Consider the following 23,273-nt stretch of genomic DNA (forward strand, 5'->3'; position numbering starts at 1 on the left):
TCTATTTTTTGTGATTAATAATTAAGTCTTGATCTGTCGTTGTATTTTAAATCTTGTAAGATCGAAGCTTTGATTCCGATAAAGAAATCATAACTTTTATACGTTCCCATCGGAGTCCAACCAAAAGATAATGTAAAGCTTCGTAAGTCTCTCTCAAAGCCAAAACGTACATAAGTAATTTCGTTTTTAATGAAATCGTATGTTGCATTAGCAGAAATTGCCCAATAAGGAGTAGGAGAAATTTTTCCATTCATAGATAAAGACCCCGTTCCGTTTCCTTTTCGTTCCACACTTTTGGTATAGTTATAACTAATATTAGCTGTTAAACTCCATGGAATAGCAAACTGAGCATAATTGTCGTTGTCGTAATAAAAATTCTCATCACGTACAGTTCCTTTCTTTTTATAGTTCTTTGCATCAAAACGTTTTCCTCCGAAAGTGCTATTGTCAAATGTATAGCCTGTTCCTAAAGACATATTAGAGATTCTAAACTCTCCAAGTTTGTCAATATATTCAGCTCTCTCCGATCCGCTTGCGTCCATATAACGTCTAATTTTATATGGATTAACTGTAGAAGCGAATTGTACATTTACTTTACGGTCAAACAAGGAAGTCATACCGTTAATACTAATAGGTGAAAGTTTAAATTCTTCTGCTGAAAAATTATAAGATGAACCAACTCGTAAATATTCGAAGATTTTAATCTTCTTGAAACCTTTCGGATCACTTTCATCCTTTATTTTCATCTCTAAGTTATTCGAGATTCCAAAATTTAATGAATTTGTTAAACCAGAAATTCCAACACCATACAACATGTCTTGGTATTGGTTGTACCAAATTTCTTCTTGGTTTTGATTTTGGTAAGATTTATAGTAACCCCAAGACTGACTTTGAAAATCTGGTGAATAGCTATATCCAATAGAAGGTGAAACAACATGTTGTATACCTAATATTTTTGCATCTTTGTTTGGGTTAAGATATAAACCGTAAATATTAGTAGAAACCGAAGCGTTAAAATTAAATGTACGATAAGCATTAAAGCCTTTTGTTCTGATATCTTCTGTTTTTCCATTGACAGAGTTGTAACTTCTTGTAATGCGATTATCTCCCCAAACTTCATTATAGTCCGATGAAAGCGTTAATGGGAAATAATTGGCTAAAGTAATACCAGTTTGCAAACCAACTTTGTGATTGGCACCCATTCGCATTTGATCTTTCCACATTTTATCTGTAAAAATATCATTGTCAGTTGTGTTTACTTCGTTTCCGGCCTGAAAAGCGTATGTTAAACCAAGATTCTGTATTAAACCTTCTTTTGGTGTATTTTTCTTTGCAAAAGGAAAAACACGTGACATAGTTACATTTAATCTTGGAAAAGCAATATTAATTAAACCTGTATTATAGTTTTGAGAATGCGACATACTTAACTGAGCTGTTAAAGGAGCATTCTCGAAATTTTTAGTTAAATTGATCGAAGAGTTGACATTGTTTGTGAAAACTTGACCAGAGTTGATATAAGTGTTACGAACAGATTCGCGGTAATATTTAGAACTCGAAAAGTTAACGTTTGCATTAAATAACCAATATGGATTTGCTTTTGGATCTTGGTTATGAGACCACATTACGCCAAATAAACTTTGCTTCGAAAATGCATTTACTCCGTCCGAAATACCTTTTATACCTGTTAATCTATTTTCTACGTTAGCAGAAAAACGACCGTTGTATTTGTATCTTTTTTTATAGGTAGATTCTGCACGAGCAGCCCAACTACCTTTGGTGTAAATATCTCCAGAAAGTTTTAGGTCAAAATTATCTCCAAATGGAACATAGAAACCTAAATCTTCTATAAAGAAACCAAGGTTAGAGCGTTCTCCTGGACGTGGCATCAAAATACCAGCTGCACGTTTTTCACCCATTGCCGGAATATATCCAAATGGTAAAGCTAATGGTGTAGGAACATCATAAATCCATAAATTGGTAGCACCCATAATTAAGGTTTTCTTACCATTTTTATCGATCATTTTACCTTCTTTAGCTCTAATAAAATAATCAGGACGTGTATCTTTACCTTCTTTAAAATAAGTATCAGTTGTAAAATCGGCACGTTTTAGTAACATGATAGAGTCGTTAACGCGTTTAGCTTTGTCTGCAACTATAATTCCGTCTTCTTGCGACATTCTGATATTGTAGGCAATACCAACTTTTGTTTTGAAGTTAACTTTAAAAGCGTCTTGTAAGATTTCTTGCTGACCTTGTAAAAACTTCGTTTTTTCAATAATATTTCCAACAGAATCCCGCTTACCTTCGGCATATACATCACCTGTATCCCAGTTTAGCTCAATGTAATCAGCATCAATAGTCATATCTCCATAAACCACGTGTGCTTTACGTAATAAATACGTCATACGTTTTTTACGGTTATGAATTTCGTCCTCAGAGCTATGTTCTACCACGAACTCTAATTTCTCTTTTACTGGGATAATTGTATCTAATTTTACTGAGTCAGATACAACCTTAGAGTTATTTTTATCAATTTTATTTTGTTTAACTTGTCCAAAAGAAATGGTGCAAACCATAACTGGACTAAAAAATAAAATCGATTTAATTGCCTTTGTAAACAAATTGAAAAACTTATTTTTTATAAATTGCGTCAAAATTAATCAAAAAAACAAACCTAGAGTATGAGTTTAAAAATGATTAACATACAAAAGTATTTATTTTTTGCGATGATGATGATATTTTCTATCATTTCATTTGCACAAAAAAAACAAAATTTTGTAATAGTTATAGATGCAGGGCATGGTGGTCATGATGCTGGAGCAAGGGGAGTAGCTGATTATGAAAAGAATATCACCTTAGATGTTTCGAAAAGATTGGCTGAAGTAATTAAGAAAAATCATAAAGATGTTAAAGTTGTTTTAACAAGAGATACAGATGTGTTTTTAGAATTATGGGAGCGTACACGTATCTCAAATGATAATCATGCAAATTTATTTGTATCGATTCACTGTAATTCAGCTGCTAATACAAGTGCAACAGGAACAGAGACATTTGTAATGGGACTAAAAAGATCGAATGAGACAGATGAAGTTTCTAAACGAGAAAACTCGGTTGTGTTTTTAGAAAAAGATCAAGAAAAATACGAAAAATTTAATCCAAATGATCCAGAAGCTGTGATTGCTTTCGAGATTATGAATGCAGCTTATAAAGAACAATCAATTCGTTTTGCCGATTTAGTAGAAAAAGGGTTTGTTAACCGTGATTTCAGAAAAAGTAGAGGAGTTAAACAAGCTAATTTCCACGTATTGAGAGGAAATGCATCACCATCTGTATTGGTAGAGTTAGGGTTTATTTCTAACTATGACGAAGGTACTTTTTTAGCTTCGGACGAAGGAAAGGAAAAAACAACGACTACTATTTATGAAGCTTTTAAACAATTCAAGAAAGAATATGATCGTAGAAGTGGAATAGAAGAAGAAGTTGAAAAACCACAACCTGTCAAAAAAGTTGAAAAACCAGTTGAAGGGAAAAAATTGAAGGTTAAGGTAATGGAGTCTAAAATGAAATTTTCTGCAACTTCGCCCCAATTAAGAGGTTTAACAGACTTGGATGTTATACAAGAAGGTAATAATTATGTTTACTATTATGGTGAAACAGATTTGCAATCTCGTGCAGATGATTTATTAGCGACTGTAAAACGTAAAGGATTCTCTGGAGCTAAAATTGTTGAATTTGAAACGAATAAAAGATTAGAAGGAGGTAAAAATTACCGTGTTCAGTTTATGACTTCTAACAAAAAATACCGTGATAAAGATGATAAATTTAATGGATTGTCAAACGTATTGCGTGTAAAAACTGGAAGTTTACAAATCTATTATTACGGAACAGATAAAACAATGGAACAAGCTCAGCGAACACTGAAATTTGTTCAAGATAAAGGATTTAGAAACGCCTTTATCGTTACGTTTAATGGTGAAGAACCATTATAATGTAAGATTTGAATGTTTCTTAATAAATTAAGTTTTATTTTTGCATAAAATCATAACAAGTGAAATTATCTAAAGAATTAAAAATTGGAATTATTACAATCATTACCCTGATTGGTTTTTTCATGTTATTCAATTTCTTAAAAGGTCAAAATATCTTTTCTTCAGGACGTTTATTTACGGTGAAATTTGAAAATGTAAATGGTCTTGCTCCTTCAAAACCTGTTTCTATAAACGGTTTGAGAGTTGGTCAAGTAAAAGAAATTAAAATTATTGATACAGCAAAACCAATTTATTTTGAAGTGGTTATTTCTGTAGAAAAAAATATACAGTTTTCTAAACAAACTGTAGCGGAAATCTATGAACCTGGAATTATGTCAGGACCAGAAATTAGATTATTATTAGATTACGGACCAGATGTAGCCAAAGACGGTGACTTTTTACCAGGTCGTATTGCGGGAGGAATGTTAGATGGTTTTACAAAACAATTAACACCAACTCAAGCTAAGTTAGACAGTGTTTTATTAAGTTTTAATCAAACATTAGGAAGTGTAAACAATGTATTAGATCCATCAACTCAACAAGACATAAAATTGATGTTGAGAAACTTGAATCATACAATTGATTCGTTTGACAAAACAGCGCAATCGTTGACTGCAACATCAAATAGTGCAAATAATTTGATCAAAACAAACGAGAAAACATTGAACACAACGCTTAACAACGCAAGTGCTACAATGGCTTCTGCAAAAGCTACGGTTGACAAATTTGGAAAAACTGCGGATAAATTAAATGCGTTAGAATTGGATCAAGTGATTAAGAATTTCGAAAATGCATCTAAAAACTTAAATACATTGTTAGAAGATATGAACAATGGAAAAGGTTCTTTAGGAAAATTAGCGAAAGATGAAACGCTTGCTAACGAGCTTGAAGCAACAATCAAAAATATGAATGAATTGGTGTCAGACTTAAAGAAAAACCCAAGCCGTTATGTTAATATTTCTGTTTTCGGAAAAAAACAACCCGTACAACCATAAGAATATAGAAATTATATAATACTCAAAAACTCACAAAAAAAAGACGAATTAAAATGATGAAGTACATTCCAAATGTAATCTTTCTCTTGATTATGATCGGGAGTATTTGGTTTTTTGCGCAAAACGTAAAACGCCTTATACGTAACATCAAATTAGGAAAAGAAATCGATCGTTTCGACCATCCAGCGGAAAGGTGGAAAACGATGGCTCGTGTCGCGTTAGGACAAGGTAAAATGACGGTTCGTCCGTTAGCAGGAATACTACATATTTTTGTGTATGTAGGTTTTGTTTTAATCAATATCGAAGTTTTAGAAATCATGATTGACGGTGTATTCGGAACACATCGTGTATTAAGTTTCATGGGAGGCTTCTATAACGGAATGATTGGTTTCTTCGAGATTCTTGCCTTTTTAGTAATGGTTTCTTGTATCATTTTTTGGTGCAGAAGAAACATTGTAAAATTAACTCGTTTCTGGAAACCAGAAATGAATGGTTGGCCAAAGGATGATGCAAACTATATTTTATTTATGGAAGTTGCATTTATGATGGCTCTATTTACAATGAACGGAGCCGACCAAGTTTTACAACAAATGGGAGCAGAGCATTATGCAAAAGCAGGATCTTTCCCTATTTCTTCTTGGTTAACAGCACCTATTATTCGTCAATTTAACGACATCACATTTATTACAATTATTGAAAGAGGAGCTTGGTGGTTTCATATCATCGGAATTTTCTTTTTCCTAAATTATTTATATTATTCAAAACACTTACACATCATTTTGGCTTTTCCAAATACATGGTTTTCTAAGTTAGAACCAAAAGGAGAATTCAATAATTTACAATCTGTAACAGATGAGGTAAAAATGATGATGGATCCAAATGCAGATCCTTACGCAGCACCTGCCGAACCACAGGGAGAGCCGGAAACATTTGGAGCAAAAGATATTTTTGATTTAAACAGAGTACAATTACTAAATGCTTACACGTGTACAGAGTGTGGACGTTGTACATCTGAATGTCCAGCAAATTTGACAGGAAAAAAATTATCTCCTCGTAAAATTATGATGGATACTCGCGATCGTTTAGAAGAAGTAAGTAAAAACATTGATACTAACGGAAGTTTTGTGGACGATGGTAAAATGCTTGTCAATGATTACATTACACCAGAAGAATTGTGGGCGTGTACTTCTTGTAACGCATGTACACAAGCTTGTCCAGTGAATATCGATCCTTTATCAATTATTGTTGATTTGCGTCGCTATTTAGTAATGGAACAATCTGCTGCGCCAAACGAGTTAAACATGATGATGACAAATGTCGAAAACAATGGAGCTCCTTGGCAATTTAATAATGCAGATAGATTAAACTGGGCAAACGACTAAAATTGTAAAATACAATTACTCATTCTCGAAGAACTATTAATTTATACATAACACACAAACACAACACACATGGAAAATTTCTTAGAGGAGAAGATTGAAAACGGAGAAAGAGTAAGTCCTATTTTACCAGAAGAAATCAAGAATTATTTGATTGATATTGATGGAACAATTTGCGATGATATTCCAAACGAAGAACCAGAACGTATGCTAACAGCAGCGGTTTATCCAGATGCTTTAGAAACATTAAACAAATGGTACGACGAAGGACATGTTATCACCTTTTTTACATCAAGAACAGAAGAACATCGTGAATACACTGAAATTTGGTTGAAAAAACATGGTTTCAAATATCATGGACTTTTAATGGGAAAACCTCGCGGAGGTAATTATCATTGGGTTGACAACCATTTAGTAAAAGCGACACGATACAATGGTAAATTTACAGATTTGGTAGAAAAAAATGTTTCGATTCAAGTTTTTGATGATGGAAAACATTAAACCAAATCCATTCAAATAACACAAAGACTACAAAAAATATGTCAAATATTACAGTTAAAACAATGGCTCAATATATGGCCGAAGGCAAACAACCAGAAGTTTTGTTTTGGGTTGGATGTGCTGGAAGTTTTGATGATAGAGCAAAAAAAATAACACGTGCATTCGTTAAGATTTTAAATAATATTGGAGTTGAATTCGCCGTTTTAGGAACAGAAGAATCGTGTACAGGTGATCCTGCAAAACGTGCCGGAAACGAATTTGTTTTTCAAATGCAAGCCATGATGAACATCGAAGTTTTGAATGCTTACGAAGTAAAGAAAATCGTTACAACTTGTCCACATTGTTTCAATACCTTAAAAAATGAATACCCAAGTTTAGGTGGAGAGTATGAAGTTTTGCATCATTCTCAATATTTACAACAGTTAATCAACGAAGGCAAATTGAAATTAGAAGGTTCTGAAGCGTTCAAAGGAAGACGAATTACTTTCCACGATCCTTGTTATTTAGGACGTGGTAACGATGTGTACGAAGCGCCTCGCGAATTAATCGAAAAATTAGATGCCGAGTTAGTCGAAATGAAACGTTGTAAAACACGTGGATTATGTTGTGGTGCTGGTGGTGCGCAGATGTTCAAAGAACCAGAAAAAGGTAACAAAGACATCAATGTAGAGCGTACAGAAGAGGCTTTAGAGAAAGAGCCGCACATTATTGCAACAGGTTGTCCATTTTGTAATACAATGATGACTGACGGTGTAAAACACTTCGAAAAAGAATCAACGGTTATGGTAAAAGACTTAGCTGAGTTGATTATGGAAGCGAAAGATTTATAATCGAATTTTTTAAAATAATATAGAAAAATCCATCTCATTGAGATGGATTTTTTTGTACTAAAATTTTAACTTTCTAACATCTAACATCTAACATCTAACATCTAACATCTAACATCTAACATCTAACATCTAACATCTAACATCTAACATCTAACATCTAACATCTAACATCTAACATCTAAAATTTCCGTATCTTTGAAACACAAATTTTAAATAAAGAGAAAATGAATTTAGCAGACGATTCAAGAATTTGGATTTTTCAAGCCAATCGTAAATTCTCAACAGAAGAAAAGCAAGCTATTACAGCAAAACTAAATACTTTTATAGCGGATTGGAATGCGCATGGCGCTGAACTTTTAGCGGATTTTGATTTACCTTACGATCAATTTATTGTCGTTGGTGTAGACGAAAATCAAGCCACTGCAAGTGGTTGTTCTATCGATAAATTAACGAAAATCGTGCGCGAAATTGATGCAGATTATTCGTACGATTTATTGAACAGAATGTTAGTTTCGTATGAAAATGAGAAAGAAGTTTTTATCGAAAAACTACCAACATTCAAACAAAAAGTAAAAGAAGGACAAATCAAAAATGTAAAAGTTTTCAATAACGGAATTTCTTCTTTGAATGATTTTAAGCAAAATTGGTTGTTACCAATCGAAGAAAGTTGGGCGAAAACTTTGTTAAATTAAGTTTTTGTAATCCACAAAATAGCATTGCCGAGTTTAGAAATAAGCTCGGCTTTATTTTTGATATAATATTGTTGAAAAAACACTATTTTTACGTAATAATAAATTAAAAAAAACTATGAAAAACAAAGGATGTCTTATTGGTGGAGTGATTCTTTTATTACTTGCTGGAATTGTTTTCTGGGGTATCGGAAAATCAAACACAATGAAAACTACAGATCAAGAAGTTCAAAAACAATGGTCGAATGTAGAAAATACTTATCAAAAACGATCAGATTTAGTTAATCAATTAGTTGGAACTGTAAAAGGAGCTGCTAATTACGAAAAAGAAACATTAACAGCAGTAATAGATGCTCGTGCAAAAGCGACTTCTAATCAAATTAAAATTGATGATCCTAGTCAATTAACACAAGAAAATATCGCTAAATTTCAAGCTGCACAAGATCAATTAGGTTCTACTTTGAGTCGTTTATTAGTTTCTGTAGAAAAATACCCAGAATTAAAAGCAACTGCTAACTTCTCAAGTTTACAAGCATCTATCGAAAGTATGGAACAAGAAGTATTATTCGAAAGAAAAAAATACAATGATGCAGCAGAAAAATTTAATAAAATGGTTGTGACTTTCCCTAATAGTTTGATTGCAGGTTTTACAGGAATTACACAAAAAGGATATTTCAAAGCTACAGCAGGAACAGAAAATGCACCAACTGTAGATTTTTCTAAATAATAAACATCTTTCTTATGGGAAAAAAGAAACATAAATTTCTTTCTTCAAAAGATGAAAAAAAAATAATCGAAGCTATTCAGAAAGCAGAGAAAAATACAAGTGGAGAGATTCGAATTCATATTGAGTTCGAATCTTCTTCTAATCATTTTGACAAAGCTTTAGAAGTTTTCGAGCAATTAGAAATGCACAAAACCAAAGACAGAAATGGTGTGTTGTTTCATGTTTCGCCAACCGATCACAATTTTACGATTATTGGCGATGAAGGGATTGACAATGCAACGCCTGATGATTTTTGGGACGATATAAAAGAAGATGTTGTCAAGCATTTCAAAAAAGAACATTATGTAAAAGGGCTTTGTAAGGGAATCAAGAAAACAGGCAAAGCACTTAAGAAATATTTTCCTTATCAAAAGGATGATACAAACGAATTACCAGATGAAATTAGCTACAGTTAAATATTTTTTTCTAACTTTTTTTCTTTCCATTTTAACCGTTTTTGGGCAAACGCCTGAAGAATTGGTTAATATGAAAAATCCTCCAAAAAAGCTTGTGCAAGATTACGCGAATGTTTTCGACGCAATGAAATTGGATGAATTAGAACGAAAATTAGTAGCCTATGATGATTCAACTTCTACTCAAATTTTGGTGTTAACAGTAGAATCTTTGGATGGTTATCCGTTAGAAACTTTTGCAAATGATATTGGTCAAAATTGGGGCGTTGGTACACAAGGAAAAGATAATGGAATTGTAATAGTTTTGAGTGAACAAGATCGTAAGATTACAATAAGAACAGGATATTCGGCTCAGATTTATCTACCTCCAAGTGTCAACAAATCGATTATTGACAATGTTATTATTCCGTATTTCAAACAAGGCGATTACGCTGGCGGAATAAATGCTGGAGTGAATTCTATTTTTCAAGCTTTTGCAGGAAAGTATAAGCAAGACAAACCAAAATCGCAAGAACCAGAAATGGATTGGTTTGCATTGATTTTTGCCATAGGATTCTTCATTTTTATCTTCATTATTATTTCGAAAGGTAGAGGTGGTAATAATGGTGGAAACGGAGGTAGACGAAGAAGTTTGTTAGACGATATTATCATCATGAATACAGGAAGTTCTGTTTTCGGTGGCGGAGGTTTCGGCTCAGGAGGAAGTTCTTGGGGAGGAGGATCATCTGGCGGCGGCGGCGGCTTTGGTGGCTTCGGAGGCGGAAGCTTCGGAGGCGGTGGTGCTTCTGGTAGTTGGTAGAAATACTATTTTGATTAATGAATTTTAAAATTGTCACAAATATTGAAACTGATATTTTTTATTTAATTATTAATGAATTAGTAAAAGATAAATGGAAAATTATTTGTGAATATGATGATGAAATTTTTGATAAATCAATTGATTTCGACTTTTACAAATTAGCTAAAAATGAAAAAATAATTTTATTTGCTTGGGATAACTGGTTTGAAGGAGAGATAAAAGCTGAAATTGAAATTCTAAAAGAATTAGCTGTTCAATATAAGTTTGATGTAAACTTTAATGAACCAAATTTTCTTCAAGATGAATATATTATAGAAAGAATGAAAAATCTTTTAAAATTTTACGAATAAAACCAAAAATCCGAACGAAACCGTTCGGATTTTTTTATGACTGAACATTATTCGTTAAATTCGTTTTCTAAATCAGTTTATGGAACTTCTAAATCATATTTATATCAATCAACGCAGTAATACAAACGATACGTCGGATGCTAGATCAGAATATCAGCGCGATTATGATCGTATTATTTTTTCGTCTGCCTTTCGTCGTTTGCAGAACAAAACGCAAGTTTTTCCTTTGCCAGGAAGTGTATTTGTCCACAATCGATTGACGCATTCGTTGGAAGTTTCGTCTGTTGGACGCTCGATGGGAAATTTGGTTGGAACATTTATTTCCGAGAATTATAAATTGACAAAAGAATCACAAGAGTTTTATAACTATAGTATTCATGATGTGATTTCAGCAGCATGTTTGTGCCACGATATCGGAAATCCAGCTTTTGGACATTCGGGCGAAGATGCGATTGCATCTTATTTTGATCGTCACGAAACAGATTTGAAACAATATTTTACTGAAGCCGAATGGGCTGATTTAATCAATTTTGAAGGAAATGCGAATGCAATCCGAATTTTAACGCAACAACAAAACGGAAAATCGGAAGGAGGTTTACGTTTGACATATTCTACGTTGGCTGCGATTGCAAAGTATCCGTGCGAATCGGTTGCGAAAGATAAAAGTCAATTGCATCGAAAGAAGTTTGGATTTTTTCAGGCACAAAAAGATGCATTCCGAACAATTGCTGAAAAAACGAATATGATTTTGGAACAAGATTCACCAATTATTTACAAACGACATCCGTTTGTGTGGTTGGTAGAAGCGGCGGATGATATTTGTTATTCGATTATCGATGTCGAAGATTCGCAACGTTTAGGAATTATTGATCATGATAAATGCCGAAAATTATTCTTGAATTTAGTAGAATCTTTAGATCCATCTCAGATTGATAAAACAAAAAATACGTTGAAATCAATTTCAGATAAGAATGATAGAATTGCGTATTTACGTGCCAAATCAATTAATTTATTGACTCAAAAATCGGTTGAAGTTTACCAAAATAATTTTGATCAAATTGTAAAAGGAGAATTTAAAACGGCGTTATTAGATGTCATCAAAAACGAAACAGAACAAGTAACAAAAAGAGTTTTAGATGAAATTCAGCGTTTCTCGATTGAGAATATTTACAATCATCGTTCTGTTCTCGAAATTGAAAATGCAGGTTATAATGTAATGTCTGAATTACTTTCGCAATTTATTCCACCAATTTTGAAAGATGAAAGAGAACGTAAAACCTTTGAGAAAAAAGCGTTACGTTTGGTTCCATCTCAATTTTTATACGAGAAAGGAACAAAGTATCAAAAAGTTATGGGAATCTTGGATTATGTTTCGGGAATGACGGATAATTACGCAACCGAATTGTATCGCCGTATCAAAGGAATCGAAATTGGAATGACGATCTAAGTACGAAATTAGAGGTTAGAAATACGAAGCTCGAATTTAGTCATGCTGAACTCGTTTTAACATCTCACCAAAAGTATTAAACAGACAAATTATTTCAAAAATAAGGTTAGATAAATTGTCATTCCGACGAATGGAGGAATCTATAGATTCTTCATTTTATTTCGCTGAAGCTACATTCAGAATGACAAAAAGTAATGAATTTTATGATTTGTTAACTAAATAACTAATTTCGATTTTCGTAAAACGAATAACTAAATAACATCACACAATAATGAAAAATGTAACAATACGAGAAGCAAGAAAAGAAGATTGCCCTCGAATTTTGGAATTGATTAAAGAATTAGCTTTATACGAAAAAGCACCAGACGAAGTAACGGTAACCTTAGAAGAAATGGAAGAATGCGGTTTTGGAGAAAAACCAGTTTGGGGTTCTTTGGTAGCAGAAGTGGACGGAAATGTAGAAGGAATTGCGTTACATTACGATCGTTATTCAACTTGGAAAGGACGCAGATTATATTTGGAAGATTTAATCGTAACCGAAAAAATGCGCGGTTCTGGAATTGGTAAATTATTATTGGATGAATTAATTATTTACGGAAAAGCAAATAATTATCACGGAATGGTTTGGCAAGTTTTGGATTGGAATGAGCCTGCAATTAATTTCTACAAAAAATATAACGCCGATTTTGATCCAGAATGGATTAATGTTTCGGTGAATTTTTAACAATGATTTGTTCAATATAATCTGAAGGGGAAATTCCTTCAATTTGTTTGAAACTTTTCGTAAAAGAACTATGACTTTGAAATCCTGATTCTTCAGCCAAAATAGCAATTTTATATTGGCGATGCTTAGGGCTGTCATTGAGTTTCTTTTTTACAAGTTGAATACGCAATTCATTTATATACATATTGAAATTTTTATGTTTATATGTATTAATAATTTCGGATAAATATTGAGAATTAATATTGAACTCAGAAGCTAATGAAGCAAGAGAGAGGTTGGGATTGGTATATTTTGTACTTTTTTCAAATAACTCTAACTTTAATAAAGTGTCTTGAATGATAGTATCAGATATTTTTCTTTTTTCTTTGTGGGATAAAGTAATTGGATTATTTGTAATGTTTTTCTTTCTTTTTTTATAGAAATAGAAAAGTGTAACTAATCCAATTGCTAATATTCCAATGATAGAAATACTCCACCAAAATTGTTTTTTCAAATTTGATTGATATTCTTTTTCAATATTATTTAGGACAAGATAAACACCTTTTTTCTCATTTTCGCTTAGCTGATTGAGTAATTTTCTCTCTTTTTGATAATAATAACCTGCCTTTTTGTGTTCCTTTTGATTAGAATAGATTAGACCTAGAATATGATAATTTTCAATTAATTCATTAATGAAATCATTTTCTTCTAAGACAGGAACAGATTGTTCAAAATAGTTTAAAGCAAGTTTATAATCATTGTTTTGATAGGCTAATATTCCTAAATTTCCTTTCAAAATTGCAAATATTATATCATCTTTAATGATTGATTGTAGATGAAGTCCTTTCTCGTATGTTTTTTGAGATAGATTAAATTCTTTCATCAAGAAATAATTGTATCCAAGATCATTGTATAGACGCAATTCTACATCAGGTTTTTTTACTTTTATAGCTTCATCAATTGCTTTTACGTAATATTTATTTGCGTCGAGATATTTTTTTTGAAATGTGTAGGAATTTGCTTGTACATGATGAATTTTGATTTGTAACTCCGATTGTATATCTTGATCTTTAACACGAATAATATTATTCTGTGCCTGTTCTAAAGCTTTATCACCTTGATCATACATGTTTAAAGCAAAATAATTTTTTGCAGAAGCAATGTAAGTGTATATCAATGGCTCGGCAAACTTGTTTTTTTCTGCAATTTTAATTGCTCGATTGTTTAGTTCAATTACTTTTTCGACATTTCCTTCGTCCAAATAAACATTTGAAGTTAGGGTAAGTATTTTTATTTTGTATTCATCTTCTTCTAATTTCAAATATTCTTTTTCCCAAACATTTAAGTAGCTTTTGTAATTTACATTGAATAGCTCTGTTAATTGTTTAGTAATAATAGAATCTTGTGCCAATCCCGATATGGAAATGGATAAAAAAAATAGGTAAGTTGTTAAGCGAATCATCTTATATTCAATACAATATATTTGTTAAAATTAAGTAGAAGATTTTATCTTTTAATAGCAATTTAATAAAAATTTTGTTAATTGGTTAAATTGCTTAAAATAATTATGTTACGTTTTATTATTTCAGTAATTTTTTTGTGATATTAATTGATTTGACAAGAATGTTTTCTTGTTAAGTAATTAATAATTATATATTTGCTGCTAATATTAAAATTTAACTTTAAATGTTAAAAACCAGCCTAAGTTTAATATTAATTGTTTTACTTTCTAACCCTAATTATGCTCAAACGACAGGTGTTGGTGTAGATACGCCGAACCCAGATAAAACAGCATTGTTAGAATTGAGTTCTAAACCAGTTAATTCATTAACAACAAAAGAAAGAGGATTTTTACCACCAAGAGTATCTTTGTCTAGCACAACAGATGTAACTACAATAGCTAATCCTGTCCCAGGTTTACTTGTGTTTAATTTAGCAAATGCAGGTAAGTATCCAAATGAAGTTTCAGCCAACAGTTTTTATTATTGGAATGGTACTAATTGGGATAAGTTAGTATACAAATCTACGGTAGAAGAGGCGGTGAAACCAAGAATTTTTTACATTGAAGCTACAGATCGACAAAATTTTACTAGTTCAGATATGAATGCTGCTACTGGTACACCGAAAGATAATGTTGTTACATTTACTTCATCAACAGCCATGTTGAATACAATGAATATTATTTTGTTTAATAATACTACTTCGTATTTTACTGCAAATGTATCGGGTATTTATGAGTTTTCGGGATATGTAAATTATAATCCAATGGCGAATGTTCTATCTGAAGCAAATAATAAAAGAGCATTTCTTAATTTGAAGATACAATTATCTACAGATGGAGGTGCAAGTTGGAATAGTTCTATCGGAACAAGATCTAACTGGGGAAATGAAGGTGCAGCTACTTTAAAAACTGCTATATTATTGCCAACACCCATCAAGTTAAATAAAGGTGATATGGTTAGACTCGTTATAGCAAACCCATTTGGGGCTATTGCTAATAATGATCATTGTGGAGGTGGAAATTGTTATATCGGGAATGATATAGCGAACAATATTCCAACTTCAAAAGGTTTGAAAATTCAGTTGTTAGATTATAATATTCAGTAAGTTGAGTTATGAAAAAGTTTATATTATTTTTTACCATTATATTTCAATTTAGCTTTTTATTAGGGCAGGTAGGTATAGGTACATCAACTCCTAATGCATCTTCAGTTTTAGATATAGATGTCTCAGGTATTAATCCTAAAAAAGGTTTTTTACTTCCAAGATTACAATTACTAAATAATACAGATAATACTACAGTAGATAAACCAGCTGTAGGTCTATTAGTATATAATATAGCAGATAGCGGATCTGGAACAAATAAAGTTTTTGCTAATATGTACTATTTCTGGAATGGAACAGAATGGTTGAGTTTAACAGATATTGAAGAAGTAAAAAGGGAATTACTACCTCAAGTTTTTTTTATAGCCGAACCAAATAATGGTATTACTACACCTCAAAATACAATTATTGGAACGGATAATATAAATACTGCACCTGTTTTATTAAAATATACTTCATCTTCTATTATGTTGAATAGTGGAAACAACGTACAATTAATTGGTGATAATTCTTTTAAAATTAATAATACAGGGATTTATGAAATTTCTGGTTTTATTAATTATAATCCATCTATATCATTAACTAATTCTACAAATCTTGAATTTACGCTTGAAGTTTCAACAGATAATGGTGCCACTTGGATACAAGAAGCCAAAACGTATGGTGTTTGGGGATATGGAACAGGGCTAAATAATCGAAGTAATAATATTGCCCCAACTGTTGTTAGTTTACCAATGAATGCGTTGATTCGTTGTACAGTTTTTAAATCGGTAGGCGTTAATCACGGTAATACAAGCGCAATTAGCGCGCCAACAGGTTTGACTTATGGGAAGGTCTTTAAAATTCAAAAAATAGGATAATTATGCAAAAAATAGGATAATTATGCAAAAAAGTAAATTTATATTCTGCTTATTAATGGGAATATGCATTAATGCACAGGTTTCTGTAGGGAATGTTATTCCAGATCAATCCTCAATTTTAGAGTTAAATACAGCTAATATTTCTCCCAAAAAAGGATTTTTACCACCAAGAGTTCAGTTGCTTAATAATAAAGATATAACTACAATTCAAAATCCAGTTATAGGCATGACAGCTTATAATAAATTAGCTTCAGGATCAAGTCCAAATATTATTGAAGCAAATTCGTTTGTTGTATGGGATGGAAGTACATGGCAAAAAATAAGCAACTTACCAGAGATTAGATCGTTAAAGTTACCTGAAGATTTCGCTGCAGTGTCTACAACTACCCAAAACTTTACTACAACAAACCAATTAAGTACAGTAAATTCTCCTACTCCGGTTGAGATTTATTGGAATAATGGGGATGTTAAAATAGCTAATCCGACAGATGTTCAATTAGGAACGAATAGGTTTAAATTTTTAAAAAGTTCTTACTTTCAAATTTCAGGGATGGTGACTTTTAAAGCAAATACAGTATTGGCAAGTAGTGATACTCAGATAGTACTGGTTGTTCAAAAATCTATAAATGGAGGTTCTACTTGGATCAATATTTTTTCGAATACTCTTCCTATTGAACAGAATGCAAGTGGAATGTCACAAACTTTAACAATTCCTAATATAATACATCAATTTAATGTAAATGATGAAGTAAGAATTGTGATATTTAAACCAGCTGGAAAAACTAATTATAGTACAGATTCTGGTATAATTGGAAGAAATACAACTGATATCGTTAAGTCTTTAAGAATTTTAAGAATTAATCAATAACAAAAAACTCCAACTTGATGAAAAGTTGGAGTTTTTATTTTTGCTTACCGCTATTTCATAAATCCTTCATACCATTTCCACAAAATAATTCCTGTACAAACAGAAACATTTAACGAATGTTTTGTTCCTGATTGTGGAATTTCGATACACGTATCACATTGGTCGATAATTGATTGTTGAACACCATCTACTTCATTTCCCATTACAATAGCATATTTCTGAGATTGGTCAACTTCAAATTCATTTAACAAAACAGAACCTTCCGTTTGTTCAATCGTTACAATTTGGTAACCTTCTTCTTTCAGTTTTGCAACCAATTCATTCGAATCTTTTATATATTCCCAATCAACAGAATTTTCTGCACCAATGGCTGTTTTATGAATTTCTTTATGAGGTGGAGTTGCTGTAATTCCACACAAATAAATTTTATCAATTAAAAATGCATCCGAAGTTCTAAAAACCGCACCAACATTATGCATACTTCTCACATTATCTAACACCACAACAATCGGATGTTTTTCAATAGCTTTATATTCTTCCGCAGAAACGCGACCTAATTCGTCTAATTTTAGTTTTCTCATCACTTCGTTTTTAACTAACTTAGCTGTTCAAAATTTATAATAATTTGACAAAAGTAGTAAAGAATAAGGAAACTCCTCTAATGAAACAATATAACACGATTAAGGCGAAATATCCTGATGCAATGTTGTTGTTCCGTGTGGGAGATTTTTACGAAACATTTGGAGAAGATGCTGTGCGAGCTTCTCGCATTTTAGATATAGTTTTAACGAAACGCGCCAATGGCTCTGATAATAGTGCTTTGGCAGGTTTTCCTCATCATAGTTTGAATACTTATTTACCAAAATTGGTGAAAGCTGGTTTGCGTGTTGCAATTTGCGATCAGCTCGAAGATCCAAAGATGGTAAAAGGTATCGTAAAACGTGGTGTAACAGAGTTGGTTACGCCTGGTGTTGCGTTGCAAGATGAGGTTTTATCGTCAAAATCGAATAACTTTTTGATGGCTGTTCATCAAGGTGATAAAGCATTTGGAATAGCTTTGTTAGATGTTTCGACGGGAGAATTTTTAGTTTCTGAAGGACAAGAAGATCAAGTAGCAAAAATTATTCAATCGTTTCGTCCAAGTGAAGTGATTTACCAGAAACGTGTCAAATATAATTTTTCTGATGTCAAAAGTAAATTTTTGTTGGATGATTGGGCTTTTCAATATGATTTTGCAATTGATAAATTAACCAATCTTTTCAAAACTAAGAATCTGAAAGGTTTTGGAATAGAGGATTTAAAAGATGGAATTATTTCTGCTGGTGCTATTTTAGCTTACTTGGACGATACGCATCATTTCGAAATTCAGCACTTAACATCTATTCAGCGTCTTAATCAAGATAGTTTTGTTTGGATGGATCCATTTACGATTCGCAATCTCGAATTGGTTTATTCGCCGCATCCAAAAGGTGTTACGTTATTAAATGTTTTAGATGATACCAAAACTCCGATGGGTGCTCGTTTGCTGAATCGTTGGATGGTGATGGTATTGAAAGATTTGAAATCAATTCAACGTCGTCAAAATATTGTCGAATATTTCTACAAATTTGGAGATTTACGTTACGATTTGCGAGAAAAATTAGGTCAATTAACCGATTTAGAACGTTTGGCTGGAAAAGTTTCGACAGGTAAAATTACACCTCGTCAATTACAACAATTAGCACAAAGTCTTAAAATTTCGGAAGAAATAAAAGAAGTTGCTGAACAATCAAATATCAAAGAAGTTGCAGATTTATTTTCTAGAATCGAACCAATTGATGATTTAACGCAAAAGATTTTTGATACACTTTCTGATGAACCTCCGCATCAAATTGTAAAAGGAAATGTGATTAGAGAAGGTGTTTCTGAAGAATTGGATCGATTACGAAAAATTCAGTTTTCTGGGAAAGATTATTTGGATCAAATGTGTCAGCGCGAAACTGAACGAACTGGAATTTCTTCCTTGAAAGTTGCATTCAATAATGTGTTTGGTTATTATATTGAAGTTCGAAATACGCACAAAGATAAAGTGCCAGAAGAATGGATTCGTAAACAAACTTTGGTGAATGCAGAACGTTATATTACCGAAGAATTAAAGGAATACGAAACGCAAATTCTTGGTGCAGAAGAAAAAATTCTTGCAATAGAAAATCAATTATTTATTGAATTATTACAAGAAATTATCACTAAACTTTTACCGATTCAACAAACGGCAAAAGCAATTGCATTTTTGGATGTTTTGTCAACTTTTGCGGAAATAGCTGAGAAAAATAATTTCACTAAACCTTCTCTTAATGATGGTTTTGAGTTAAATATAAAAGAAGGTCGCCATGCTGTAATTGAACAACAATTACCAATTGGCGAACAATATGTGTCGAATAATGTTGAGTTAAATTCGGATCATCAGCAAATTATTATGATTACTGGACCAAATATGTCTGGTAAATCAGCACTTTTACGTCAAACTGCTTTGATTGTTTTGATGGCGCAAATGGGAAGTTTTGTTCCAGCTCAAGCAGCTGAATTAGGAATTATTGATAAAGTTTTTACACGAGTTGGTGCTTCGGATAATATTTCTTCAGGCGAATCGACGTTTATGGTCGAAATGAATGAGACAGCAAGTATTCTAAATAACATTTCGGAACGAAGTTTGATTTTGTTGGATGAAATTGGTCGAGGAACTTCGACATACGATGGAATTTCGATTGCGTGGGCAATTGCGGAATTTTTGCATCAAAGTGCTTTGAAACCAAAAACATTGTTTGCAACGCATTATCATGAATTAAATGAAATGTCAAAATCAATGGAGCGAATCAAAAATTTTAATGTCAGTATCAAAGAAACAAAAGATACAATATTATTTTTGAGAAAATTAGTTCCAGGAGGTAGTGAGCATAGTTTTGGTATACATGTTGCTAAAATGGCAGGAATGCCAAAGCGAGTGGTGGACAGAGCGAATGATGTGTTGAAAGTTTTGGAAGCGACGAAAACTGATGAAGGAATCTCAAATAAAACCGAAAAAATAACGCAAGATAATATGCAATTGAGTTTCTTTCAGTTAGATGATCCAATTTTAGATTCGATAAGAGAAGAAATTCTGAATACTGATATCAATACGTTAACACCTGTTGAAGCATTGATGAAACTGAATGAAATCAAAAAGAAACTTGGTAAATAAACTTAAAAATATGAAGAAAATAATTTTAACCGTAGCAGGAGCTTTAGTCTTAGCTTCTTGTGCTACAAACCCTGTTACAGGACGTAAATCGCTGTCATTAGTTTCTAATGCAGATTTATTTCCTACAGCTTATAATCAATATTCTCAGGTTCTTAAACAAGGGAAAGTAATTACAGGTACAGCTGATGCAAAGATGGTGCAGACAGTTGGTGAACGTTTAAAATACGCAGCTGAAAAATATTATCAAGAAAAAGGAATCTCCTCTCAATTACAAGGTTACCAATGGCAGTTTACGTTGTTAAATGCAAACGAAGTAAACGCATGGTGTATGCCAGGAGGTAAGGTTGCTGTTTATTCGGGTATTTTACCAATAACAAAAGATGCTACAGGTTTATCTGTGGTTTTAGGACACGAAATTGGTCACGCGTTAGCTGGACATAGTGCCGAGCAAGCTTCTCAACAAATGGCTGCGCAAGGTATTGGTCAAATTGTTGGAGGATCTATTGGTAATGCTGAATATGCAAAAGTTTTTGAACAATTGTATCCTGTTGGAGCTCAAGTTGGATTGCTAAACTATTCTCGTAAAATGGAATTAGATGCAGATGTAACAGGATTGTATTTGATGGCGATGGCTGGTTATGATCCTTCACAAGCAATTCCTTTCTGGGAACGTATGGCAGCAAAAGGTGGTAATGCAGGTGTTTCTGAGTTTTTAAGCACTCACCCTTCTGATGCTACTCGTATAGCAAAAATAAAAGAGGCTTTACCTACTGCTATTGCTTATTATAATGCAAGTCCGTATAAAGGAAAATAGAATAGATTTTATTCATTTTAAAATTATTAGCGAGTTAATTTGATAAATTGACTCGCTTTTTTTATATTTAGTATTCAAAACCACAAAATAAGTAATCAATGAAAAATGATTTTAGAATCAATTCGTTTTCAGAATACAAGAAAACGTATAAAAAGAGTGTAAAAGATCCAGAAAAATTTTGGGATAAAATTGCGGATAACTTTTTATGGCATAAGAAATGGGATAAAACACTAGAATATGATTTTGAAAAAGCAGATTTCAAATGGTTTCAAGGTGGTCAATTAAATATTACAGAGAATGTTTTAGATAGACATTTAGAGAAAAGCGGAAACAAAACTGCGCTGATTTGGGAACCGAATAATCCTTTAGAAGAATCTAGAATTATCACTTATCGTCAATTGCATTCTAAAGTTTGTCAGTTTGCAAATGTTCTTAAAAACAATGGCGTGCAAAAAGGAGATCGTGTATGTATTTATATGCCAATGATTCCTGAATTAGCTATCGCAATGCTTGCTTGTGCTCGTATAGGAGCCGTACATTCTATTGTTTTTGCAGGTTTTTCTTCTTCTGCAATCGCTTCTCGTATCAATGATTCGCAATGTAAAGTTTTAGTTACTGCGAATGAAGTTTTTAGAGGGACTAAATCAATCAACTTAAAAGCAATTTGTGACGAAGCGTTAAAAGATTGCCCATCTATTCAGACTTGTATTGTTTATCGTCGTGCAATTGAGCCAACTTCGATGGTTGGTGGACGAGATAAATTTTGGATTGATGAAATGCACAAAGTAGATGATAATTGTCCTGCCGAAATTATGGATGCAGAAGATCCTTTATTTATTCTATATACATCAGGTTCTACAGGGAAACCGAAAGGAATGGTGCATACATGTGGAGGATATTTGGTCGAAACAGCATATTCGTTTGACAATATTTTCCAGATGGATCCAAATGATATTTATTGGTGTACAGCAGATATCGGCTGGATTACAGGACATAGTTACATTATTTATGGTCCACTAGCTTGTGGTGCAACATCGGTAATGTTTGAAGGTATTCCGAGTTTTCCAGATTTTGGACGTTTTTGGGAAATTGTCGAAAAATTAAAAGTGACACATTTCTATACAGCTCCAACAGCGGTTCGTTCGTTAGCGCGCGAATCGTTAGAGTATGTCGAAAAATATGATTTATCAACGTTAAAAGTTTTAGGATCAGTTGGAGAACCAATTAATGAAGAAGCTTGGCACTGGTTAAATGATTATGTAGGTAAAGGAAATTGCCCGATTGTAGATACATGGTGGCAAACCGAAACTGGTTCAATCATGATTTCGCCAATGGCAGGTATTACACCACTTCGTCCAACGTTTGCAACTTTACCGCTTCCAGGTATTCAGCCTGTTTTGATGGATGAAAATGGAAAAGAAGTGGAAACAATTAATGAAAAAGCAGAAGGTCGTTTAGCTATTAAGTTCCCTTGGCCATCTATGGCAAGAACGATTTATGGTGATCACAAACGTTATATCGAAACCTATTTCTCTACTTTTCCAGGTTACTATTTTACAGGAGATGGAGCGTATCGCGATGCAATGGATAATTACAGAATTACAGGTCGTGTAGATGATGTGGTAATTGTTTCGGGACATAATTTAGGTACTGCGCCAGTAGAGAATGCAATCAATGAGAATGAAGCTGTTGCAGAAAGTGCAGTTGTAGGTTTTCCGCATGATATCAAAGGAAATGCATTGTATGCTTTTGTGATTTTACAAGATGGAATCGAAGGCTCTTCAGAATTAGAAGCAGAAATAAAAAATGGAGTTTCTAAGTTAATTGGAGCAATTGCAAAACCGGATAAAATACAGTTTGTTTCAGGTTTACCAAAAACACGAAGCGGAAAAATTATGCGTCGTATTTTGAGAAAAATTGCAAGTGACGAAACTGATTTTGGCGATACATCAACATTGTTAGATCCAGATATTGTAGCTGTAATTCAGAAAGGAAAAGTTTAACGAACAG

21 protein-coding genes are annotated in these 23,273 nt (G+C 32.6%); 18 read left to right on the plus strand and 3 right to left on the minus strand.

The genetic code is table 11. The annotated features are described in order from the left end of the window. Positions 1–14: 14 nt before the first annotated feature. On the minus strand, positions 15–2,621 hold the full coding sequence (locus QHG34_RS05990; RefSeq protein ID WP_282629293.1) for a putative LPS assembly protein LptD: 2,607 nt from the start codon (positions 2,619–2,621) through the stop codon (positions 15–17). A 72-nt stretch (positions 2,622–2,693) separates the two neighbouring features. Between QHG34_RS05990 and QHG34_RS05995 the strand changes: the two genes are divergently transcribed. The 12 genes from QHG34_RS05995 to QHG34_RS06050 all read left to right on the plus strand — a co-directional run bounded on the left by QHG34_RS05995 (position 2,694) and on the right by QHG34_RS06050 (position 12,921). Further along, entirely contained in the window at positions 2,694–3,989 is a 1,296-nt protein-coding gene (locus QHG34_RS05995) for an N-acetylmuramoyl-L-alanine amidase family protein (protein ID WP_282629294.1), read from the plus strand. A gap of 59 nt (positions 3,990–4,048) precedes the next feature. After that, the gene (locus QHG34_RS06000) at positions 4,049–5,023 is read left to right on the plus strand and encodes an MlaD family protein (RefSeq protein ID WP_282629295.1); all 975 of its coding nucleotides are present in this window, start codon (positions 4,049–4,051) and stop codon (positions 5,021–5,023) included. Between the two features lie 56 nt (positions 5,024–5,079). Further along, on the plus strand, positions 5,080–6,405 hold the full coding sequence (locus QHG34_RS06005) for a (Fe-S)-binding protein (protein ID WP_282629369.1): 1,326 nt from the start codon (positions 5,080–5,082) through the stop codon (positions 6,403–6,405). 69 nt (positions 6,406–6,474) lie between these two features. Then, positions 6,475–6,903: an LNS2 domain-containing protein gene (locus tag QHG34_RS06010; RefSeq protein WP_282629296.1), complete on the plus strand. Its 429-nt coding sequence runs from the start codon at positions 6,475–6,477 to the stop codon at positions 6,901–6,903. Positions 6,904–6,941: 38 nt separating this feature from the next. Continuing rightward, the gene (locus tag QHG34_RS06015; RefSeq protein ID WP_282629297.1) at positions 6,942–7,733 is read left to right on the plus strand and encodes a (Fe-S)-binding protein; all 792 of its coding nucleotides are present in this window, start codon (positions 6,942–6,944) and stop codon (positions 7,731–7,733) included. Positions 7,734–7,957: 224 nt separating this feature from the next. Next, on the plus strand, positions 7,958–8,425 hold the full coding sequence (locus tag QHG34_RS06020) for an ABC transporter ATPase (RefSeq protein WP_282629298.1): 468 nt from the start codon (positions 7,958–7,960) through the stop codon (positions 8,423–8,425). Between the two features lie 115 nt (positions 8,426–8,540). Further along, on the plus strand, positions 8,541–9,149 hold the full coding sequence (locus QHG34_RS06025) for a LemA family protein (RefSeq protein ID WP_282629299.1): 609 nt from the start codon (positions 8,541–8,543) through the stop codon (positions 9,147–9,149). A gap of 14 nt (positions 9,150–9,163) precedes the next feature. Beyond that, entirely contained in the window at positions 9,164–9,604 is a 441-nt protein-coding gene (locus tag QHG34_RS06030; protein ID WP_282629300.1) for a TPM domain-containing protein, read from the plus strand. Continuing rightward, on the plus strand, positions 9,585–10,400 hold the full coding sequence (locus tag QHG34_RS06035; RefSeq protein ID WP_282629301.1) for a TPM domain-containing protein: 816 nt from the start codon (positions 9,585–9,587) through the stop codon (positions 10,398–10,400). The genes QHG34_RS06030 and QHG34_RS06035 overlap by 20 nt, the downstream gene beginning before the upstream one ends. Positions 10,401–10,417: 17 nt before the next feature. Continuing rightward, complete coding sequence (locus QHG34_RS06040) at positions 10,418–10,750, plus strand: hypothetical protein (protein WP_282629302.1); 333 nt, start codon at positions 10,418–10,420, stop codon at positions 10,748–10,750. 79 nt (positions 10,751–10,829) lie between these two features. Further along, the gene (locus QHG34_RS06045) at positions 10,830–12,197 is read left to right on the plus strand and encodes a deoxyguanosinetriphosphate triphosphohydrolase (RefSeq protein WP_282629303.1); all 1,368 of its coding nucleotides are present in this window, start codon (positions 10,830–10,832) and stop codon (positions 12,195–12,197) included. Between the two features lie 271 nt (positions 12,198–12,468). Further along, positions 12,469–12,921: a GNAT family N-acetyltransferase gene (locus QHG34_RS06050; protein WP_282629304.1), complete on the plus strand. Its 453-nt coding sequence runs from the start codon at positions 12,469–12,471 to the stop codon at positions 12,919–12,921. Here the strand turns inward: QHG34_RS06050 and QHG34_RS06055 are convergent. Then, positions 12,899–14,311 carry a helix-turn-helix domain-containing protein gene (locus QHG34_RS06055; protein ID WP_282629305.1) on the minus strand — a complete coding sequence of 471 codons (1,413 nt, stop codon included), beginning with the start codon at positions 14,309–14,311 and terminating at the stop codon, positions 12,899–12,901. The genes QHG34_RS06050 and QHG34_RS06055 overlap by 23 nt on opposite strands. Before the next feature lie 275 nt (positions 14,312–14,586). On the opposite strand from QHG34_RS06055, the gene QHG34_RS06060 reads away from it, so the two are divergent. The 3 genes from QHG34_RS06060 to QHG34_RS06070 are packed head-to-tail and all read left to right on the plus strand — an operon-like array spanning position 14,587 to position 17,232. Further along, positions 14,587–15,507 (plus strand): hypothetical protein, encoded by a 921-nt coding sequence (locus tag QHG34_RS06060; protein WP_282629306.1) that lies wholly within the window; start codon positions 14,587–14,589, stop codon positions 15,505–15,507. A gap of 8 nt (positions 15,508–15,515) precedes the next feature. Continuing rightward, positions 15,516–16,364, plus strand: a complete 849-nt coding sequence (locus QHG34_RS06065; RefSeq protein ID WP_282629307.1) for a hypothetical protein — start codon at positions 15,516–15,518, stop codon at positions 16,362–16,364. A gap of 22 nt (positions 16,365–16,386) precedes the next feature. Continuing rightward, positions 16,387–17,232, plus strand: coding sequence for a hypothetical protein (locus QHG34_RS06070; RefSeq protein ID WP_282629308.1), 846 nt, complete (start codon positions 16,387–16,389; stop codon positions 17,230–17,232). Positions 17,233–17,282: 50 nt separating this feature from the next. On the opposite strand, the gene QHG34_RS06075 is transcribed toward QHG34_RS06070, so the two are convergent. Further along, the gene (locus QHG34_RS06075; protein WP_282629309.1) at positions 17,283–17,813 is read right to left on the minus strand and encodes an RNA methyltransferase; all 531 of its coding nucleotides are present in this window, start codon (positions 17,811–17,813) and stop codon (positions 17,283–17,285) included. A gap of 80 nt (positions 17,814–17,893) precedes the next feature. Here QHG34_RS06075 and mutS point away from each other — a divergent pair, with 80 nt between their 5' ends. From mutS to acs, 3 genes are all read left to right on the plus strand, one after another. Further along, complete coding sequence (gene mutS / locus QHG34_RS06080; protein ID WP_282629310.1) at positions 17,894–20,449, plus strand: DNA mismatch repair protein MutS; 2,556 nt, start codon at positions 17,894–17,896, stop codon at positions 20,447–20,449. A gap of 10 nt (positions 20,450–20,459) precedes the next feature. Further along, a complete protein-coding gene (locus QHG34_RS06085; protein ID WP_282629311.1) occupies positions 20,460–21,263 on the plus strand; it encodes a M48 family metallopeptidase in 804 nt (267 codons plus the stop codon). Positions 21,264–21,361: 98 nt separating this feature from the next. Then, positions 21,362–23,266, plus strand: coding sequence for an acetate--CoA ligase (gene acs / locus QHG34_RS06090; RefSeq protein ID WP_282629312.1), 1,905 nt, complete (start codon positions 21,362–21,364; stop codon positions 23,264–23,266). Positions 23,267–23,273 lie beyond the last annotated feature (7 nt).

Source organism: Empedobacter sedimenti (genome assembly GCF_030005555.1).
GTDB classification, from domain to species: domain Bacteria; phylum Bacteroidota; class Bacteroidia; order Flavobacteriales; family Weeksellaceae; genus Empedobacter; species Empedobacter sedimenti.

Excerpts from the sequence above, each read along its gene's own strand:
- QHG34_RS05995 (WP_282629294.1), top strand. The coding sequence starts at position 2,694 with ATGATTAACATACAAAAGTATTTATTTTTTGCGATGATGATGATATTT.
- QHG34_RS06005 (WP_282629369.1), top strand. The coding sequence starts at position 5,080 with ATGAAGTACATTCCAAATGTAATCTTTCTCTTGATTATGATCGGGAGT.
- QHG34_RS06010 (WP_282629296.1), top strand. The coding sequence starts at position 6,475 with ATGGAAAATTTCTTAGAGGAGAAGATTGAAAACGGAGAAAGAGTAAGT.
- QHG34_RS06015 (WP_282629297.1), top strand. The coding sequence starts at position 6,942 with ATGTCAAATATTACAGTTAAAACAATGGCTCAATATATGGCCGAAGGC.
- QHG34_RS06020 (WP_282629298.1), top strand. The coding sequence starts at position 7,958 with ATGAATTTAGCAGACGATTCAAGAATTTGGATTTTTCAAGCCAATCGT.
- QHG34_RS06025 (WP_282629299.1), top strand. The coding sequence starts at position 8,541 with ATGAAAAACAAAGGATGTCTTATTGGTGGAGTGATTCTTTTATTACTT.
- QHG34_RS06030 (WP_282629300.1), top strand. The coding sequence starts at position 9,164 with ATGGGAAAAAAGAAACATAAATTTCTTTCTTCAAAAGATGAAAAAAAA.
- QHG34_RS06035 (WP_282629301.1), top strand. The coding sequence starts at position 9,585 with ATGAAATTAGCTACAGTTAAATATTTTTTTCTAACTTTTTTTCTTTCC.
- QHG34_RS06040 (WP_282629302.1), top strand. The coding sequence starts at position 10,418 with ATGAATTTTAAAATTGTCACAAATATTGAAACTGATATTTTTTATTTA.
- QHG34_RS06045 (WP_282629303.1), top strand. The coding sequence starts at position 10,830 with ATGGAACTTCTAAATCATATTTATATCAATCAACGCAGTAATACAAAC.
- QHG34_RS06050 (WP_282629304.1), top strand. The coding sequence starts at position 12,469 with ATGAAAAATGTAACAATACGAGAAGCAAGAAAAGAAGATTGCCCTCGA.
- QHG34_RS06060 (WP_282629306.1), top strand. The coding sequence starts at position 14,587 with ATGTTAAAAACCAGCCTAAGTTTAATATTAATTGTTTTACTTTCTAAC.
- QHG34_RS06065 (WP_282629307.1), top strand. The coding sequence starts at position 15,516 with ATGAAAAAGTTTATATTATTTTTTACCATTATATTTCAATTTAGCTTT.
- QHG34_RS06070 (WP_282629308.1), top strand. The coding sequence starts at position 16,387 with ATGCAAAAAAGTAAATTTATATTCTGCTTATTAATGGGAATATGCATT.
- QHG34_RS06075 (WP_282629309.1), bottom strand. The coding sequence starts at position 17,813 with ATGAGAAAACTAAAATTAGACGAATTAGGTCGCGTTTCTGCGGAAGAA.
- mutS (WP_282629310.1), top strand. The coding sequence starts at position 17,894 with ATGAAACAATATAACACGATTAAGGCGAAATATCCTGATGCAATGTTG.
- QHG34_RS06085 (WP_282629311.1), top strand. The coding sequence starts at position 20,460 with ATGAAGAAAATAATTTTAACCGTAGCAGGAGCTTTAGTCTTAGCTTCT.
- acs (WP_282629312.1), top strand. The coding sequence starts at position 21,362 with ATGAAAAATGATTTTAGAATCAATTCGTTTTCAGAATACAAGAAAACG.